This window comes from Amycolatopsis halotolerans (assembly GCF_042647905.1).
Classification (GTDB): Bacteria; Actinomycetota; Actinomycetes; order Mycobacteriales; family Pseudonocardiaceae; genus Amycolatopsis; species Amycolatopsis halotolerans.
On sequence record NZ_JBHRWI010000001.1, the window covers coordinates 66,026 to 84,679 of the forward strand.

An 18,654-nucleotide genomic window follows, 5' to 3' on the forward strand; every position below is an offset into this window, starting at 1 on the left:
GTTCCGTCTCTCGTTCCACGTGGAACACCGGGAATATCCGGAGTGATCGATCCGTTGAATCAGACGGTCCCAGTGACCGCGCATCACTCAGCCCTGCCGGTCCTTCTCTTCCCGGCAGGGCTGACTCGTCTCCCCGAGCCGCGCGCGGGTGCCGGCGAGACCCGATTCGACCAGGTCAGGCCGGTCGTTCTCCAGTCCGTACGTCACCTCGTACCACGGGCCCAGCTGGTTCCACGCCCCCGCGCGCCGACGCAGTTCGGGCGTGACCTCGTACTCCGCGGAGAACGCCGCGACGCACTCCGCCGACGTCCAGAACAGCAGCCACGCCAGGTCCCGCGCAGGGTCGCCGATCGACACGTCGGACCAGTCGATCACTCCGCTCAACTGGCCGTCCTGCTTGAGCAGATGCTCGGGCCCGAGATCTCCGTGCACCACGGTGTTTGCTGGATAGTCCTCAGCCTCCGCCAGCAAAGCGCGAGCGCGATCTGCCAGCGGACCGAGCAACGGCGGAACGGCATCGAGGGCCAGATCTTCCGGCACCGCACCAAGTTCGCGTGCCTTGGATACGTCCGCGTTGTGCAACGCGCGGAGGAATCGGCCGAGCGCGCGGCCATCGTCAGCGGTCAGTTCGCCCGGCTCGCCTGGCACCAATTCGTGCCGCACGACCAGCGGATTTTCCTGCCACACAACGGGAACCGGCACCGCCAACGGCAGCTGCGGAGCCAGCCACGGCAGCACCGTTGTCTCCCGAAGCAGCCAAGCACGCACCTCGTCCCGCTTGGGCCGCCGCTCTACCCACCGTCCGTCGACAAGCGTCGCGACGCTGTCCCAACCCTCGCCCAAATCCTCGCCGGTCATGCCACACTGAACCAGGTCTTCCCGGCATCGGCCCAGGGAGTTTTCCGTGCCGCCACCCCGTTTGGCACCGCTGCTCGACCAGTTCGACTTCGCCCGCACCCGCCTCGCGAACCGCCTCACCGGTCCGTACTTGGACAGCGGCGACGGCTCCGAAACACCGGTCAGCCCGATGACCGACGCCGAGTACCACTGGCCGCCGGTCCCCGGGCACTGGTCGGTGCGCCGCCGCGCCGACGGACCCGGACCGCGCGCGACGCACCTGGCCGGAACCGGCGAGTGGGGCCGCGACGCTGCCCCGTACCCGCAACCGGTGCCACCGCCGTTCACCACCATCGCTTGGCGGCTCAGCCATCTCAGCGAAATGCTCGCCCTCCGCGCCGACCACACCTCGGGCACGCACACCAAAACCCGCGACGACTACCCGATCGCCGGCGACGTCACAACCGCCGTCGCCGCTTTCGACGCCGGTGCGACAGCCTGGCGCGAAGCCTTGCTGACCGTCGACGACGCCGCGCTGGACACCGTCGGCTACTGCACCTACCCGCACGGCAGCGACGCCGAAAGCCCCTTCCTCGAGATCGTCTGGTGGGTCAACCAGGAAGTCCTGCACCACGGTGCGGAAATCGCCCTGCTGCGCGACCTGTACCGGCAGACCCGCTGATCACCCCGGAATCCCGGCGGCGAACGCGATCTCCGAAACCTTGTGCCGGTCAAGGGAAAGCGTGCTGAGCAGGTCCACGATCCGTTGCCGCTGCACGTCAGTCGGCTGGAAATACATCGGCAGCGCAAGCCTGCCCCGAACCTCCCCGAACTCGAGGTCGGCGATCACCGCCTCCCATCCGCCGCGACTGCGGTGCAACCACCATCCCCGACGCCGAAGCACTGTCTCCGGAGAACCCTTCAACACAGCCAAATCCGCCGGCGACCACAGCTGCGGACTGCTGCTGAGCACTTCCCCCGCCAACCGGGCCACGCGCGAGTGATCGCCGGCCATCTCCCGCAGCAGCCACGGCACTTCCGAAGCGATCGCCTTGCCCCGGAGCAACGCCAACCCGATCTTCTTCAACGGCAGGTCCGCGCTCCGAGCGAGACCGACGATCTCCGAACGGTCCAGCTCAGTCCCAGTCTCCGCGAGCCCGACGTAAGCCCGAGCCCGCACCACCGGCTTGGCGGCGGAACGAGCGAGCGCCGTATAAACCTCGACCGGGTCGCCCCATTTCCCGCCAGCGCAGCCGCGCCCACAACCGCACCAGCACCGACCGGTCGACCAGAAGTCGTTCCACCTCAACGGGATCGAGCTGCGCCGCGGTCAGCTTCACCAATCCCAGCACCCGGCTCTCCGCGGACCGCCCGCGAAGCAACAACTCGGCGATGACGTCCGGCGTCGCCGATTCAGCGACGACACCGATCAACTGCCGCCGGACGATCTGGTCCCGTTCCCGAGGCAGCAACCGGACCGCGTCCGGCAAGCCGAGCAATCCAGACTCGAAGCTGTGCCGGAACGCTGCCCGCCGGACCTCGAAGCCCTCGGAGTTTCGCAAGCACGCCCATATTGTCGCCTCGCCGTGCACGGCGACCAGCGCACGCAGATAGCGCGCGAATACTTCCGAACCCCGCCAGCGCTGCGAAATCCGCTGCAGCAGCGGCATGATCCGCGCCGCCTGCGCCAACGTCGTCCGCCGCAGCACCTCTTGTTCGGCCAGTTCCCGGACCGCCTCGACGTAGTCGGCAACCCGGATCGCCAGCGCCCGGTCGCTCAACGCACTGTCCGAAGAGCACAACAGCCGAACCGCCCGCTCCCGCAGGCGCCCGTCGCGATGCATCGAAGCCAGCACCAGCGCGACCAGCGGAGCGCGCTTCAGCTTCCGGTCCGTCACCCGTCCCATCACCGGTTCCTCGGATCGGGACTGGCGGGAGTAGTAGTCGATCCGCAGCAGCTCGCGCGCGGTCGCCGACTCGAACCAGGCCGAGGTTTCGGCCAAGCCTTCGTAGTCGTCCCACTGCGCGGCGACCACGCCGAGGCTCAGCCGATAAAGGATCTCCGCCGGGGTCTGCATGCGGCTGATTCTGGCGACCGCACCACCGGTCAGTCATCCGAAATACCAGAAGGCCGGTCCGCAGGAGCTGCGAACCGGCCTTCCGAGAAATGTGGGCCCACCAGGACTTGAACCTGGGACCTCTTCGTTATCAGCGAAGCGCTCTAACCGCCTGAGCTATGGGCCCGTCGAACGAGGAGTACTTTACCGGACTCCCCATCCGCACTTGCAACCGGGTTACTCCCGCTCGGACAGGGTGACTTCCAGCCCGCCCGCGAGGTCCGCCGACACGTTGTAGATGAACGCGCTCACCGTGGCCAGCGCGGACACCAGCACGATGTTGATCGCCCCGAGGATGGCCGCGATGCCGAACACGCGACCGGCGCTGATCAGCGGTTCCGGGGACGCGTTCGCGCCCTCGCCGCCGACCAGGGACGAGTACGTGCCGTTCAGCTTGTCCCACACGCCCATGCCGTCGAGCACGGTGTAGAGCACGCCGACCGCGACCAGCCAGACGAAGAACATCGCGACGCCGAGCACCAGTGCCAGCTTCAGCACCGACCACGGGTCGAACCGCTTGATCTGCAGGCTCGCCCGTCGCGGGCCCCGGCCGGGACGGCGCAGCGCGCTCGGCGTCGGCCGGGTGCGGCCCGCGGGCGGCACGTCGTCCGCCGGCGGCGGTGCCTCGCCTCCGAAGAGCCGGGGCGCCGCCGAGCCGGTCACCGGGTAGTCGTTCTCGGCCGCGGCCGGTTCCGGAGCCGCGGTGGGCACGTCCTCGGTCGCGATCCGCGCCGTGGCCATGGCCTCGGAGTCGCCGCCGCCGTCCTTGGCGGTGCGCTGCCAGGGCGGGTTGGCCGACGCGTCGTCGGCCTTGTCGGATGGTGCCACGTTGAGTCAGTCCTTACCCGTGCGTGGGGCGCCGATCACTGCTCCGGCGCCGTGCCGTCTTCTGCTGTGGGCTCCTCTGGCGTAGCCTCGGCCGCTTCCTCCGAAACCGTCTCGGAAGCCACAACTTCCGAAACCTCGGAACCGTCCTCGGCGGAGTCCTCGCCACCATTGGCGACGTCCGAACCCTCGTCCGCGTTGCGTGCGACCGCGAGAAGAGTGGTTCCGTCACCCAGGTTCATCAGCCGAACGCCCTTGGTCTGCCTGCCCGCCTTGCGCACGTCCCGCGCCGGCGTGCGGATGACCCCGCCGCTGGACGTGATGGCGAACAGCTCGTCGTCCTCGTCGACGATGAGTGCCCCCACCAGCCTGCCACGTTTGCTGTCGTGCTGAATGGTGAGCACGCCCTTGCCGCCGCGGCCCTGTACCGGATAGTCCTCGATCGGCGTCCGCTTCGCATACGCGCCGTCCGTGGCGACCAGCAGGAACTTGTCCGGTTTGACCACGCTGATGCCGAGCAGTTCGTCACCCTCGTTGAACCGCATGCCCAGCACGCCCGAGGTCGGCCGGCCCATCGGGCGCAGCGCCTCGTCGGTCGCGTGGAAGCGGATCGACTGGCCGCCCGCGGACACCAGCAGCAGGTCGTCCTCGGCCGCCGCCAGCACCGCGCCCATCAACTCGTCGCCCTCGCGCAGGTTGATCGCGATGAGGCCGCCCGCGCGGTTGGAGTCGAAGTCGGTGAGCTTCGTCTTCTTCACCAGGCCGCGCTGCGTGGCGAGCACCAGGTACGGCGCGACCTCGTAGTTCGGGATCTCGATGACCTGGGCGATCTGCTCGTCCGGCTGGAACGCGAGCAGGTTCGCCACGTGCTGGCCGCGCGCGTTGCGGTTGGCCTCGGGCAGGTCGTAGGCCTTCGCCCGGTACACCCGGCCCTTGTTCGTGAAGAACAGGATCCAGTCGTGCGTGGAGCACACGAAGAAGTGCTGGACGATGTCGTCCTGCTTCAGCGTCGCGCCCTGCACGCCCTTGCCGCCGCGCTTCTGCGACCGGTACAGATCGGTTTTCGTCCGCTTGGCGTAGCCCGTGCGGGTGATGGTGACGACGACGTCTTCCTGCGCGATCAGGTCCTCGACCGACACGTCGCCGTCGAACGGGATGATCTGCGTGCGCCGCTCGTCGCCGTACTTGTCGACGATCTCCATCAGCTCGTCGCGGATGATCGACCGCTGCCGCTCCGGCTTCGCGAGGATGTCCTTGAGGTCGGCGATCTCCAGCTCGATCTCGGCCAGGGTGTCGATGATCCGCTGGCGCTCCAGTGCGGCCAGCCGGCGCAGCTGCATGTCCAGGATCGCGGTGGCCTGGATCTCGTCGATCTCGAGCAGCGACATCAGGCCCGGCCGGGCCTCGTCGGCCGAGGGCGACCGCCGGATCAGGGCGATCACCTCGTCCAGCATGTCGAGCGCCTTGACCAGACCGCGCAGGATGTGGGCCCGTTCCTCGGCCTTGCGCAGCCGGTACCGGGTGCGCCGCACGATCACGTCGACCTGGTGCTTCACGTAGTGCCGGATGATCTGGTCGAGCCGCAGCGTGCGCGGCACGTCGTCGACCAGCGCCAGCATGTTCACGCCGAAGTTCTGCTGCAGCTGGGTGTGCTTGAACAGGTTGTTCAGCACCACCTTCGCCACCGCGTCGCGCTTGATCGTGACGACGATCCGCATGCCGGAGCGGCTGTTGGACTCGTCCGCGATGTCCGAGATCCCGGTGATCTTGCCGTCGCGCACCAGGTGCGCGATGTTCTCCACCAGGTTGTCCGGGTTGACCTGGTACGGCAGCTCGGACACGACCAGGATGGTGCGGCCCTTGGCGTCCTCTTCGACCTCGACGACCGCGCGCATCCGGATCGAACCGCGGCCGGTGCGGTAGGCGTCCTCGATGCCCGAGGTGCCGAGGATCATCGCCTTGGTCGGGAAGTCCGGGCCCTTGACCCGCACGAGCAGCGCGGCGAGCAGTTCGTCGTCGGTCGCCTCAGGGTTCTCCAGCGCCCACACGACGCCTTCGGACACCTCGCGCAGGTTGTGCGGCGGGATGTTCGTCGCCATCCCGACCGCGATCCCGGAACCGCCGTTGACCAGCAGGTTCGGGAACCGCGACGGCAGCACGTCGGGCTCTTGCGTGCGCCCGTCGTAGTTGTCGCGGAAATCGACGGTGTCCTCTTCGATGTCCGCGAGCATCTGCATCGCGAGCGGCGCGAGCCGGGACTCGGTGTACCGCATCGCGGCGGCGGGGTCGTTGCCCGACGAGCCGAAGTTGCCCTGGCCGTCGATCAGCGGGTAGCGCAGCGACCACGGCTGGGCGAGCCGCACGAGCGCGTCGTAGATCGCCGAGTCGCCGTGCGGGTGGTAGTTGCCCATGACGTCGCCGACGACGCGGGAGCACTTGTTGTACCCGCGGTCCGGGCGGAACCCGGAGTCGAACATCGAGTACAGGATCCGGCGCGCCACCGGCTTGAGGCCGTCGCGCACGTCCGGCAGCGCCCGCGACACGATGACGCTCATCGCGTAGTCGATGTAGGAGCGCTGCATCTCCTGCTGGATGTCGACCGGTTCGATCCGGTCGTGTTCCGGCGGCAAGGTTTCCGTCATGGGGTCCTTCTCGGTGAGCAGTCCTGGGGAAGTGAGTTACGGGGGACGCCTACACGTCCAGGAAGCGCACGTCCTTGGCGTTGCGCGTGATGAACGAGCGGCGGGCTTCCACGTCCTCGCCCATCAGCACGGAGAACAGTTCGTCGGCCTGTGCCGCGTCGTCGAGGGTGACCTGCCCGAGCAGCCGGTTGCTCGGGTCCATCGTGGTCTCCCACAGCTCGTCGGCGTTCATCTCGCCGAGACCCTTGTACCGCTGGATCGCGTCGTCCTTCGGGAGACGGCGGCCCGCCTCGACCCCGGCCTGGATGACGACGTCCTTTTCCTTCTCGGAGTACGCGTAGTCCGGCTCCGACCGTGGCCACTTGATCTTGTACAGCGGCGGCCGCGACAGGAACACGTGGCCGTGCTCGATCAGCGGCGTCATGAAGCGGAAGAGCAGGGTGAGCAGCAGCGTGGTGATGTGCTGGCCGTCGACGTCGGCGTCGGCCATCAACACGATCTTGTGGTACCGCAGCTTCGAGATGTCGAAGTCGTCGTGGATGCCGGTGCCGAGCGCGGTGATCAGCGACTGGACCTCGGTGTTCTTGAGGACGCGGTCGATGCGGGCCTTCTCGACGTTGATGATCTTGCCGCGGATCGGCAGGATCGCCTGGTACATCGAGTCGCGGCCCTCCTTGGCCGAACCGCCCGCCGAGTCGCCCTCCACGATGTACAGCTCGCACTCGCCGGGGTCGTTCGAGCGGCAGTCCTTGAGCTTGCCGGGAAGGCCGCCGATCTCCAGCGCGCCCTTGCGCCGCACCAGGTCGCGCGCCTTGCGGGCGGCGAGCCGGGCCTGTGAGGACGAGATCGACTTGTTGATGATCGTCTTGGCTTCGCTCGGGTTGCGCTCGAACCAGTCGCCGAGCCATTCGTTCGACTGCTGCTGCACGAACGTCTTGGCCTCGCTGTTGCCCAGCTTGGTCTTGGTCTGGCCCTCGAACTGCGGTTCGGACAGCTTGATCGACACGATCGCGGCGAGCCCCTCGCGCACGTCGTCGCCGGTCAGGTTCGCGTCCTTCTCCTTGAGCAGCTTCTTCTCGCGCGCGTACGCGTTGACCACGCGGGTGAGCGCGGCGCGGAAGCCCTCTTCGTGCGTGCCGCCCTCGTGCGTGTTGATCGTGTTGGCGAAGGTGTACACCGACGGCGTGAACCCGTTGTTCCACTGCATCGCGACCTCGACCTCGAGGCCGGTGCCCTTCGCGTCGAAGGAGATCACGCTCTGGTGGATCGGGTCCTTGCTGCCGTTGATGTGCTTGACGAAGTCCTCGAGCCCGCCCGGGTAGCAGTAGACCTTTTCCTTGACCCGGATCGGCTTGCCCGCCGCGTCCTCTTCGGTCTCCTCGTCGGGGACGCGCTCGTCCCGCAGCGACAGTGTGAGGCCCTTGTTGAGGAACGCCATCTCCTGCAGCCTGCGCGAGATGGTCTCGAAGTTGTAGGTGGTGGTCTCGAAGATGTCGCCGTCGGCCCAGAACGTGATGGTGGTGCCGGTGTCGGTGGCCGGGCCGAGGTCTTCGAGCGGGCCGGGGATCTGGTCGGTGTACTCCTGGCGCCAGCTGCGGCCGCCGACCTTGATCTCCGCGAGCAGCTTCGTGGAGAGCGCGTTCACCACGGAGACGCCGACGCCGTGCAGACCGCCGGACACCGCGTAGGAGTCGCTGTCGAACTTGCCGCCCGCGTGCAGGATGGTGAGCACGACCTCGAGGGTCGGCTTCTGCTCCTTGGGGTGGATGTCGACCGGGATGCCGCGGCCGTCGTCGACTACCCGCACCCCGCCGTCGGCGAGCAGGGTAACCTCGACCTTGGTGGCGTACCCCGCCATCGCCTCGTCCACGGAGTTGTCCACCACCTCCTGGACCAGGTGGTGGAGACCGCGCTCACCGGTGGAACCGATGTACATGCCGGGGCGCTTGCGAACCGCTTCGAGGCCTTCGAGCACGGTGATGGACGACGCGTTGTACTCGCTCTTGTTCTCGGTCACCGGCGTTGTTTCTCCTCGTCTCGCCCGAGCGGACGCCCGCTACTACAACAGTGTACTTGGCCGCGCGCGCTCACATGCGGCAAGGACACCTCTCAGTCTGTCGCAGAGGCACGAAATCACCCTCAGGCGAGTCAGGTCGTATCCGAACCGGCGCGACCCGGTTCTCGGGGCAATGACCCGCCCGACCGCAACCCCCGTCAGCCGTACGTGTCACGCGGTCCGCGGCCAGGCACGTGCCGGGGTCCTTTCCGCCAGCTCGGAGCGGTCGGACCCTGGATCCGCATCCGCTTCACGACGCCGTTGCCGACGCCCGCGGCGATCTTCGCCAGCAACTTGCCCTGCAGCAACCGCAACTGCGTCGCCCACGCGGTGGAACTCGCCCGAACGGTCAGCTCGCCGTCTTTGAGCGCGATCGGCTGGGCGTGTTCGGCGACGTCCTCGCCCACGAGCCGGGCCCACTGCCCGAACACGCGCGCGTTGGTCACGGTGCTCTGCCAGCCGCTGTCGGAGACCAGCCTCGACACGAGCCGGCCGAGCGGCTGGGGGTCGCGCGGATCCGCGCCCGGACCGGACCACCGCCGGCGCGCCCGGTTCTGTCCGCCGCCCCCGGTGATCCGGCCGCGGCGGAGGTTCGGCGGGGCACCGCGCTCGCGGGCTTTCGCCTTCGCCGCTTCGAGCGCGGCGTGCGCGAGGTCGCGGCCGCTCGGAGCGTCCCCAGCGGGCGTCTCGTTCGGCCCAGTGGAACTGTCACGCTCAGTCGCGCCACGCGCGGGATTCCGGGGGGCGTCGTCCGCTTTCGAGGTGTCAAGACGGCCATCCGGCCGGTTCGTCACGCGCGGCGATAACGCGGCTCCGGGTTTATCCACACTGTCCACAGGTTTGTCCCCAGATCGGTGGGCAACTCGCGTGACCCCGGTCACCCGGCGTGGTCGTTGTGGCTGTTCAGGCACGGTTCACCTCCCCGTCGGCCACCGTGAACCTCGCACCGGCGAGCTCGGCGGGCACGTCCTCGGCCACCGCCGCGGTGATGAGCACCTGCTCGGCACTCGCGGAGACCTCGGCCAGCCGGGCCCGGCGCTTGCGGTCGAGTTCGGCAAAGACATCGTCCAGCAACAACACCGGTTCGCCCGCTTCGGCACGCAGAAGCTCGTAACTTCCGAGCCGCAAAGCGAGCGCGAACGACCACGACTCGCCGTGGCTCGCGTACCCCTTCGCCGGGAGTTCGCCGAGGATCAGCTCCAGTTCGTCCCGATGCGGGCCGACGAGACTGATGCCTCGCTCCAGTTCCTGCCGCCGCGAGTCAGCCAACGCCTTCAGCAACAGCTCGCGCAGTACCTCTGCGTCCGCACGCTCTCCGTCAGGCACGCCGTACGACGGCGGAAGCGCGTCGCCGAGCGAAGACTTGTACGCGATCTTCGCCGGGCGAGAGTCCGGTGCGACGCCCATATAAGCGTCAGCCGTGTACGGCGCGAGGTCCGCGATGAGGTTCAACCGTGCGGCCAGCAGCTGCGCGCCAGCCACCGAGAGATGGTCGTCCCACACGTCGAGCGTCGACAGTGCGTACGGATCTTCGCGACCAGTACGGCGTTTGCCCGCAGTCTTAAGAAGCGCGTTGCGCTGCTTAAGCACCTTCTCGTAGTCCGCGCGCACGCCTGCGTACCGAGGTGCGCGAAGCACGAGTAACTCGTCCATGAACCGACGGCGTTCGCTCGGATCGCCGCGCACGAGCGAGAGGTCCTCGGGAGAGAACAGCACCGTACGCAGAATGCCGAGCACGTCGCGCGGCTTGCCGACCGCGCCCCGATTCACGCGGGCACGGTTGGCGCGGCCAGGCGTGATCTCGAGTTCGACCGTCAGCTCGCGGTCTTCGTTGACGACCGCGACCCGGACGAGCGCGCGTTCACAGCCATGGCGGACGAGCGGGGCGTCCGTGGCGACCCGGTGCGAACCGAGGGTCGCCACGTAGCCGATCGCTTCGAGCAGGTTCGTCTTCCCCCGGCCGTTCTGGCCGACGAGCACGACCGGCCCCGGTTCGAGGGCGAGGTCGGCCAGCGGCCAGGACCGGAAGTCGGTGACCTGGAGATGTCGCAGATACACGGGCGGGGACCGCGGGAGCTAGCTCCCGGCCTTCTTCACCGCGTGGCCGCCGAACTGGTTGCGCAGCGCGGCGACGGCGCGCATCGCGGCGGAGTCCTTCTGCCGCGAGGAGAACCGGGCGAACAGCGCCGCCGACAGCACCGGGGCCGGAACCGCGTTGTTGACCGCTTCCTCCAGCGTCCAGCGGCCTTCGCCGGAGTCCTCGACGTAGCCTTCGAGGTCGTCCAGCTCCGGGTCCTCGTCCAGGGCGCGCACCAGCAGGTCGAGCAGCCAGGAGCGGACCACGGTGCCGCGCTGCCAGCCCTTGATCACGGCGGGCACGTCGTCGACGGTCTTCGCGGCTTCGAGCAGTTCGAAGCCCTCGGCGTAGGCCTGCATGATGCCGTACTCGATGCCGTTGTGGATCATCTTCGCGTAGTGCCCGGCACCGACCGAGCCGGCGTGCGAGAAGCCTTCCTCGCGCGGGCCCTCCGGACGCAGCGCGTCGAAGATCGGCATCGCGCGTTGGACGTCGGACGCCGCGCCGCCGACCATCAGGCCGTAGCCGTTGTCCTTGCCCCACACGCCGCCGGAGACGCCGCAGTCGAGGTAGCCGACCCCGTGCGAGGCCAGCAGATCAGCGTTCAGCTTGTCGTCGGTGAACTTCGAGTTGCCGCCGTCGATCACCAGATCGCCCTCGGACAGCAGCTGCCCGAGGGCGGTGACGGTCTGCCGGGTCGGCTCCCCGGCCGGGACCATGATCCACACGATCCGGGGACCGGACAGCTTGGAGACCAGGTCTTCGAGCGAGGTCGAGTCGCTGACGCCGGAGTTGCGGTCGTAGCCGACCACCTCGTGCCCGGCGGCGCGCAGCCGCTCGCGCATGTTGAAGCCCATCTTGCCCAGGCCGACGAGACCCAGCTGAACCATGAGATCCCCTTTGGATTGGATCGGTTTTCCTCGGTTGGACGCGCCCGCTCAGCCCGGCAGCCGGACCGGCATGAGCAGGTAGAGATATCCGGGGACGACGTTGCCCTCGGCGTCGGCGGGCTTGATCAGCGCCGGCCGGTTGGGCGTGGTGAAGGTCAGCTCGGCCCGGTCGCTGTGCAGCGCGCCGAGCCCGTCGACGAGGTAGCCGGGGTTGAACGCGATGGTGACCGGCTCGCCCTCGTAGTCGACCTGCAGTTCCTCTTCGGCGCTGCCCTCGTCGTCGCCGCCCGCGGACAGGCGCAGGGAGCCGTCGCCGAACTCGAGCCGCACCTGGGTGCCGCGCTCGGCGACCAGCGACACGCGCTTGATCGACTCGGTGAGCGCGCTGACCTCGATGACCGCGCGCGAGGTGTGGTTCGCGGGCAGCAGCTGGCGGTACGGCGGGAACTCGGCGTCGAGCAGCCGGGTGGTCGTGTAGCGGCCCGCGCCGGACAGGCCGAGCAGGCCGTCGCCGGAAGCGAGCGCGAGCTGCACGGTGGTGCCCGCGCCGCCGAGCGTCTTGGCGGCCTCGGCGAGCGTGCGCGCCGGGACGAGCACCGCGGCGTCGGACAGGCCCTCGGCCGGCTTCCAGGTGAACTCGCGCATGGCGAGCCGGAACCGGTCGGTGGCGACGAGGGTGAGCGTCTCGCCGGAGATCTCCAGCCGCATGCCGGTGAGCATGGGGAGCGTGTCGTCCTTGCCGGCCGCGGTGGCGACCTGGGTGACCGCCTGGCCGAAGACGTCGCCGGTGAGCTCGCCCGCGTGGGCGGGCTGGGACGGCAGCTGCGGGTAGTCCTCGACCGGCATGGTCGGGAGGCTGAACCGGGCGCTGCCGCACGTGATGGTGGCGCGGGCGCCGTCGACGGAGATCTCCACCGGCTGCGCGGGCAGCGCCTTGGTGATGTCGGCGAGGAGGCGGCCGGAGACGAGCAGCCGTCCGCCGTCGGCGATGGTCGCGGGAACGCCGACCGTGGCCGAGACCTCGTAGTCGAAGCCGGAGACCGTGAGCGCGTCGGACTCCCCGTCCGCGCCCGCGTCGAGGAGGACGCCGCCCAGGACCGGCACCGGAGGCCGGGAGGGGAGGCTTCTGGCCACCCACGCGACGGCGTCGGCGAGCCCGTCGCGCTCGACGCGGATCTTCATGCGCGCTTCCTTTCGACAGCCGAGCCCCTCGGCTCGTGAAGGGGTCGCCGGGTACCGGTCGTGAGCACCGCGTGCGACCGGGTCCCCGCCGGTCCGGTCCGCCCCGCGCGGGAACGGACCAGCTGCAGACATCCACGTTAGGCCGTCGCCGGGGTCGCCGTCACCTCGGCCTCCCCTTCAGTTTGTCGACAAGACGACACGAATCTCGGCTTGTCCCCAGTTTCGTCCTCCGCCTGTTTTTGTTCTGTTCTTTCTTAGAAGAGATGAAAAACCAGTAGCAGTAATAGGGGCTGTGGATTGTGTGGACAGGGCTCGTTCGCGCTGGTCGTGGCGGGCGCGGGCCTGTGGGCAGCCCTGGTGGCGGATCGGTGGATGGTTCGGCCGATCCGTGGATGGTTTCGGGCGGTCCCCGATTCATCCACAGTCGGGCCGAGTTGTCCCCAGGGTTGTCCCCAGGTTGAGGCCGAGTTGTACCCAGGCTCTGGGGGCGGTCTGAGCGCTCGGGATCGCCCTGGTGAGTGACGAACCACAGCTGTGGATGACCTGTGGGCAACCTGGGGAATCAGCGTGGACAACCCTGGGGACAACCTGTGGATTCGGTGTGAGTGGGATGTGGATCAAATCCGGGTCGTCGCAGCTCCGGGATCCGTTGGCACTGTGGGCAAACTGCCCACACCCTGGGGAAAACCCCTTGTGTATCAATGAGTTTGAGAAATTTTGTGTACACAGGCTGTGGACGTCTGTGGATGCGTACGCGTGCTTCGCTCCTACGCCGCTCCGTACACACGCTTCAGCTGCGTACGGGCGAGAAGCCCGTCAGGGCAACAAAAAGGCCACCACGGGGGTCCGTGGCGGCCTTGAGCGTCGAAACAGGACTGTCTACAAGCGAGTGTCCAAACGCGGCAGTCGGCTACTGACGCGCGCGCTGCTTGATCCGCGACGTCAGCTCTTGCACCTGGTCGTAAATCCGCCTGCGCTCGGCCATCTCCTTGCGGATCTTCTTGTCCGCGTGCATGACGGTCGTGTGGTCGCGGCCGCCGAACGTCTGCCCGATCTTCGGCAGCGACATCTCGGTCAGCTCGCGGCAGAGGTACATCGCGATCTGGCGGGCGGTGGCGAGCGCCTTCGTCTTGCCGGGCCCGCACAGCTCGTCGAGCGTCACGTCGAAGAACTCGGCGGTGACGCCCATGATGGTCGGCGCGGTGATCTCCGGCGTGTGCGAATCCGGGATCAGATCGCGCAGCACGATCTCGGCGAGCCCGGCTTCCACCGGCTGCTGGTTCAGCGACGCGAACGCGGTGACGCGGATCAGCGCGCCCTCCAGCTCGCGGATGTTCGCCTCGACCCGCGACGCGATGAACTCCAGCACGTCGCCGGGCACCGCGAGCCGGTCCTGCGCCGCCTTCTTGCGGAGGATCGCGATCCGGGTTTCCAGCTCAGGCGGCTGGATGTCGGTGATCAGGCCCCATTCGAACCGCGTCCGCAGCCGGTCTTCCAGGGTTTCCAGCCGCTTGGGCGGCCGGTCGGAGCTGACCACGATCTGCTTGTTCTGGTTGTGCAGCGTGTTGAAGGTGTGGAAGAACTCCTCCTGGGTGCCTTCCTTGCCCTCCAGGAACTGGATGTCGTCCACCAGCAGGATGTCGACGTCGCGGTAGCGCCGCTGGAAGGCGACCTTGCGGTCGTCGCGCAGCGAGTTGATGAAGTCGTTCGTGAACTCTTCGGTCGAGACGTACCGCACGCGCATGCCGGGGAACAGCCGCTGCGCGTAATGCCCGACGGCGTGCAGCAGGTGCGTCTTGCCGAGGCCGGACTCGCCCCAGATGAACAGCGGGTTGTACGCGCGGGCCGGAGCCTCGGCCACGGCGACCGCGGCGGCGTGCGCGAAGCGGTTGGACGCGCCGATGACGAAGGTGTCGAAGTTGTACTTCTCGTTCAGCTTCGTCTTCGACGTCTGCGGCTGCGCGGGCGCGGTGTAGGGCTGGCCCGCGATCGGCTGCCCGGCGAACCGGGGCCAGATCTCGTTGGCGGTCGCCAGCGCTTCGCCCTCTTCGTCGACTTCTTCGTCCGGGTCCTCGATGTCGTCAAGGCCGGGGTGGGACGGGTGCAGCGGCTGCTGAGGCGGGGGCGGCGGCGGGTCGACCCGCGCCGGCGGAAGACCGGCGGCTTCGACCTGCGGCCGTCGCGGCGGCGGTTTCGGCTTCGGGCGCTCCGGGCGCACGTGGTCGGCCTGGCCGTTCCCCGTGTGCGGGCTCGCGGGCGGCGCCGGCATCGGCTCCGGATGCGGGACATCGTTTTCCACCCGGGCGGGTGACGCCGCATAACGGGGTACCGGCGCTACCGGTTCGGTGCTGTCGACCTTCACCGCGAGCGACACGGGACGGCCGAGCCGGCGGGACAGCGCTTCGGTGATCGAAGTGCGCAGCGCGCGTTCGATGGCTTCCTTCGCGAAGTCGCTCGGCGCGGCGAGCAGCGCGGTGCCGTCGAGGAGACCGATCGGGCGGGTCACCCGCATCCAGGCTCGTTGCTGCGGGGAGAGGGTGCCGTCGGACAGCTCCCGCACCACCTGCTCCCAGATGACGCCCAGATTGTGCTGGTGCTCCGACACCGGTCTGACTCCCCTCCCCTCGTCGGCGCGCACGCCTCGGACCCACCCCGAGCACGTCCTGGAAGCTCGCCTCGAAGCACGCGGTCCGGACTCACCCGCGCGACGGCACAGCGATATCCACAAAGTTGTCCACAGCTGTGCACTAATGTACGGCCGTCCGCAGCCACGCCACCTGCGGGCTCGGCGTACTCCCCGGGCGCCTCCACACCCCCCGGCGCCGGCGAAGCGGCATCAGTCCTGCCCGGAGGCCGAGAGAGGCACGCTAACAAGCCCTGCCCGATGCCACAAGGCGTGGTGCTGCGCAAGCATTTCACGGTGTACGGCGTGTTGCCATTCGGTGCCGCGCCGTGCCGGGAGGCAGTCTCGCGGGCCGGTCGCCGAGGGTGGCGGAGGGGCGCCTGCGGCGTTCACGACCGGGGTGCGTACCCTCGTAAGGTCTCCCGTATGCGACGGGTGCGTTTCGCGTGCCTACGTATGTCGTCGCTCGTCGTGACGAGACCACCCGGTGGTAGGAGACAGCACGAACTTCCGTGCGACCCGCACGACACGCCGGGCGCCGGGGAATCCGCCGTCGCCCGACGGCCGAGACACAGGAGAAGCAGTGAGCAAGGGCAAGCGCACCTTCCAGCCGAACAACCGTCGTCGCGCGAAGACCCACGGTTTCCGCCTGCGCATGCGGACCCGCGCGGGTCGCGGCATCCTCGCGGCGCGCCGTCGCAAGGGCCGCGCCGAGCTGTCCGCCTGATCCGGCTCCGCGCAACCGCGTCGTGCTGCCCGCTGGCGCACGTCTGCGGCGGAGCGAGGACTTCCGGGTCGTCCTCCGCCGGGGGTCCCGAGCCGGCAGGCGCCGCCTCGTCGTTCATGCGTTGACCACGGACCCGTCCGTGGCCGCCTCGTTCGCGGCCAGGGCGGGTTTTGTGGTGAGCAAGGCCGTCGGCAACTCGGTGGTGCGCCACCGGGTGACCCGCCGGTTGCGCCACCTTGTTTCCGCGCGTCTCGGAACACTGCCCGCGGGCACTTCGTTGGTGGTACGGGCATTGCCTCCGGCGGCGTCCGCGTCGAGCGCGGAGCTTGACTCCGACCTCGACGCCGCGCTGCGCCGGCTCGGCCTCGCGCCGTCCGGCCGCCCGGCCGGGGCCGATGCTCCCCGGCAGCCGCGTCAACAGGGCGCGGCACCCGACCACGGATCAGCGGTGTAAACGGCTATGGACGCCACCTCCGAGCACAGCACCACCGAAGCACCCGAGGAAGGCAAGCCGCCCCGGCCGGGACCGGTCGCGTGGGTGCTGCTCCTTCCCGTGCGGTTCTACCGCAAGGCGATCTCGCCCTTCCTTCCCCCGGCCTGCCGGTTCTACCCGAGCTGCAGCGCGTACGCAGTCGAAGCCCTGACCCGCCACGGCGCGGCCAAGGGCTCCTACCTCGCGCTGCGCCGGCTGCTTCGCTGCGGCCCGTGGACCCCGTCCGGCCGCGACCCGGTGCCCGAGAAGTTCTCGTGGCGACACCGCACGCCTGAAACACCGATCGAGGAGTAGCTCAGTGCTCGATTTCATCTACTACCCCGTGTCCTTCATCTTGTGGTGTTGGCACAAGGTCTTCGGGTTCGTCTTCGGGGAAGCGACCGCGATCTCGTGGATCCTCGGCATCATCTTCCTGACGTTCACCGTCCGCGGCATCATGTTCAAGCCGTTCGTGAACCAGGTCCGGTCGATGAAGAAGATGCAAGACTTCGCGCCGGAAATGAAGAAGATCCAGAAGAAGTACGCGAACGACCGGCAGCGCCAGGCGCAGGAGATGCAGAAGCTCCAGCGCGAGCACGGCGTCAACCCGCTCGGCAGCTGCCTTCCGATGATTCTTCAGATCCCGGTCTTCATCGGCCTGAACCACGTGCTGCGCGCGTTCACCATGCCGCCCGCCGGCGGCGGCGCGAAGACCGAGAACTACTTCTTCAACGCGCAAGACGTGTTGTCGTACACGAGCGCCAAGCTCTTCGGCGTCAACATGGGCGAGGCGGTCAACAACGGCGTCGGCGCCGTCGCGGGCCACGTCGCGAACGGCGGGTGGCACTGGGAGGTCCTCCCGGTCGCGCTGCCGCTGATGATCATCGCCTCGATCGCCACGCACCTCACCGCGCGCCACTCGGTCTCCCGGCAGAACGCGTCGGCCGCGGGCACCGCGCAGACCGCGATCATGAACAAGCTCACCATGTACGTCTTCCCGCTCGGCGTGCTCGTGTTCGGTGCGTTCTTCCCGCTCGGCCTTCTCTTCTACTGGCTGGCGAACAACGGCTGGACGCTCATGCAGCAGCGCCTCGTCTACACGAAGATCGACAAGGAAGAGGCGGCTCGCAAGGAGGAGGCGGCGGAGAAGCGCGCGTCGCTCGGCCCGAAGCCGGGCCAGAAGCCGACCGCGCCGAAGGTCGGGCAGAAGCCGGTGCAGCAGAAGAAGAACCAGCAGCAGGGTCAGCAGGGCAAGGTGACCAAGGCGGGTTCGGCGCACGGTTTCGCGCAGACCTCCGCCGGCGGCAAATCCGGCAACGCGAAGTCCGACAACACCGCGTCGTCCGAGACGAAGGCAGCCGAACCGGCGGAGAGCGCGCCGGAGCAGACGTCGAACCAGAACGGATCGAAGGAGAACGGCACCGGAGTGCCCGGGCTCCTCAAGGACTCGAACAGGAAGTCGGGCCGGAAGCGTCGCTGACGCTTCGGGTTCGGAGAGGAGACTAAAGATGTCGGAGACGGTCGACACGATCGACGCCGATCAGGAAGAGACGAGCGCACCGGCCGAGCCGAAGGCGGGCGGTGACGACGCTCTCGTGCAAGAGGGCGACATCGCCGGCGACTACCTCGAGCGCCTGCTGGACCTGCTCGACTACGACGGCGACATCGACCTGGACGTCGAGGCGGGCCGCGCGATCGTCAGCATCGACGGCGGCGACGACCTGGAGAAGCTGGTCGGCCCCCGCGGCACGGTGCTCGAAGCGCTGCAGGAGCTGACCCGCCTCGCGGTCCAGCAGGAGACCGGTTCGCGCAGCCGGCTGATGCTGGACATCGCCGGCTGGCGCGCGGACCGCCGTGAGGAGCTCCGCGAGCTCGGCCGGTCCACCGCCGAGTCGGTGCTGTCGAGCGGCGAGCGGGTGCGCCTGCAGCCGATGAGCCCGTTCGAGCGCAAGGTCGTCCACGACGCGGTCGCGACGGTCAAGGGCGTCACGAGCGAGAGCGAGGGCGAAGACCCCAAGCGGCGCGTGGTGATCTTCCCCGAGGACTGAGCCTCTCGGACGCGTTGAACCGCATAGAGCACTGAGCCGAAGCGGCCCACCGGAGTGATTCCGGTGGGCCGCTTCTTTTGTGCCTGCTTCGCGCTCCGGTTCCGGAGGCGAGTCACGTCGAGTTTCTCGACTGCCGCGATCGGTCCCTCGAAGCGCAT

Annotated in this window: 17 protein-coding genes and 1 tRNA gene; 6 read left to right on the forward strand and 12 right to left on the reverse strand. The window is 68.5% G+C overall.

The genetic code is table 11. The features are described from left to right. Positions 1-87: 87 nt before the first annotated feature. Entirely contained in the window at positions 88-858 is a 771-nt protein-coding gene (locus tag ACFORO_RS00340) for a phosphotransferase (protein WP_377872868.1), read from the reverse strand. A gap of 46 nt (positions 859-904) precedes the next feature. On the opposite strand from ACFORO_RS00340, the gene ACFORO_RS00345 reads away from it, so the two are divergent. Continuing rightward, entirely contained in the window at positions 905-1,519 is a 615-nt protein-coding gene (locus ACFORO_RS00345) for a DinB family protein (protein WP_377872867.1), read from the forward strand. Here ACFORO_RS00345 and ACFORO_RS00350 read toward each other — a convergent pair whose 3' ends face one another. The 11 genes from ACFORO_RS00350 to dnaA form a co-directional block, all read right to left on the reverse strand. Continuing rightward, positions 1,520-2,017, reverse strand: a complete 498-nt coding sequence (locus ACFORO_RS00350; RefSeq protein ID WP_377872866.1) for a hypothetical protein — start codon at positions 2,015-2,017, stop codon at positions 1,520-1,522. Continuing rightward, a complete protein-coding gene (locus ACFORO_RS00355; RefSeq protein WP_377872865.1) occupies positions 1,974-2,915 on the reverse strand; it encodes a hypothetical protein in 942 nt (313 codons plus the stop codon). The genes ACFORO_RS00350 and ACFORO_RS00355 overlap by 44 nt, the downstream gene beginning before the upstream one ends. Positions 2,916-3,007: 92 nt before the next feature. After that, positions 3,008-3,081, reverse strand: a tRNA-Ile gene (locus tag ACFORO_RS00360). Positions 3,082-3,131: 50 nt separating this feature from the next. Continuing rightward, a complete protein-coding gene (locus ACFORO_RS00365) occupies positions 3,132-3,782 on the reverse strand; it encodes a DUF3566 domain-containing protein (protein WP_344282393.1) in 651 nt (216 codons plus the stop codon). 35 nt (positions 3,783-3,817) lie between these two features. Then, entirely contained in the window at positions 3,818-6,421 is a 2,604-nt protein-coding gene (gene gyrA, locus ACFORO_RS00370) for a DNA gyrase subunit A (RefSeq protein WP_354735902.1), read from the reverse strand. 49 nt (positions 6,422-6,470) lie between these two features. Further along, the gene (gene gyrB / locus ACFORO_RS00375) at positions 6,471-8,438 is read right to left on the reverse strand and encodes a DNA topoisomerase (ATP-hydrolyzing) subunit B (protein WP_377872864.1); all 1,968 of its coding nucleotides are present in this window, start codon (positions 8,436-8,438) and stop codon (positions 6,471-6,473) included. Between the two features lie 197 nt (positions 8,439-8,635). Then, a complete protein-coding gene (locus ACFORO_RS00380; protein ID WP_377872915.1) occupies positions 8,636-9,271 on the reverse strand; it encodes a DciA family protein in 636 nt (211 codons plus the stop codon). 109 nt (positions 9,272-9,380) lie between these two features. Then, complete coding sequence (gene recF / locus ACFORO_RS00385) at positions 9,381-10,535, reverse strand: DNA replication/repair protein RecF (RefSeq protein ID WP_377872863.1); 1,155 nt, start codon at positions 10,533-10,535, stop codon at positions 9,381-9,383. Positions 10,536-10,553: 18 nt separating this feature from the next. Beyond that, on the reverse strand, positions 10,554-11,444 hold the full coding sequence (gene gnd, locus ACFORO_RS00390; RefSeq protein WP_377872862.1) for a phosphogluconate dehydrogenase (NAD(+)-dependent, decarboxylating): 891 nt from the start codon (positions 11,442-11,444) through the stop codon (positions 10,554-10,556). A 48-nt stretch (positions 11,445-11,492) separates the two neighbouring features. Further along, a complete protein-coding gene (gene dnaN / locus ACFORO_RS00395) occupies positions 11,493-12,626 on the reverse strand; it encodes a DNA polymerase III subunit beta (protein WP_037809143.1) in 1,134 nt (377 codons plus the stop codon). A gap of 910 nt (positions 12,627-13,536) precedes the next feature. Further along, positions 13,537-15,231, reverse strand: coding sequence for a chromosomal replication initiator protein DnaA (dnaA, locus tag ACFORO_RS00400; protein WP_377872861.1), 1,695 nt, complete (start codon positions 15,229-15,231; stop codon positions 13,537-13,539). A 601-nt stretch (positions 15,232-15,832) separates the two neighbouring features. Here dnaA and rpmH point away from each other — a divergent pair. Genes rpmH through ACFORO_RS00425 form a run of 5 tightly spaced genes read left to right on the forward strand, consistent with a single transcriptional unit; the run spans position 15,833 to position 18,496 of the window. Beyond that, entirely contained in the window at positions 15,833-15,976 is a 144-nt protein-coding gene (gene rpmH / locus ACFORO_RS00405) for a 50S ribosomal protein L34 (RefSeq protein ID WP_116205226.1), read from the forward strand. 22 nt (positions 15,977-15,998) lie between these two features. Continuing rightward, positions 15,999-16,430, forward strand: coding sequence for a ribonuclease P protein component (gene rnpA / locus ACFORO_RS00410; RefSeq protein ID WP_354735891.1), 432 nt, complete (start codon positions 15,999-16,001; stop codon positions 16,428-16,430). 6 nt (positions 16,431-16,436) lie between these two features. Then, entirely contained in the window at positions 16,437-16,763 is a 327-nt protein-coding gene (yidD, locus tag ACFORO_RS00415) for a membrane protein insertion efficiency factor YidD (RefSeq protein WP_377872860.1), read from the forward strand. Positions 16,764-16,767: 4 nt separating this feature from the next. Further along, positions 16,768-17,928, forward strand: a complete 1,161-nt coding sequence (gene yidC, locus ACFORO_RS00420) for a membrane protein insertase YidC (RefSeq protein WP_377872859.1) — start codon at positions 16,768-16,770, stop codon at positions 17,926-17,928. A 28-nt stretch (positions 17,929-17,956) separates the two neighbouring features. Next, positions 17,957-18,496 (forward strand): Jag family protein, encoded by a 540-nt coding sequence (locus ACFORO_RS00425; RefSeq protein WP_067578310.1) that lies wholly within the window; start codon positions 17,957-17,959, stop codon positions 18,494-18,496. Positions 18,497-18,654 lie beyond the last annotated feature (158 nt).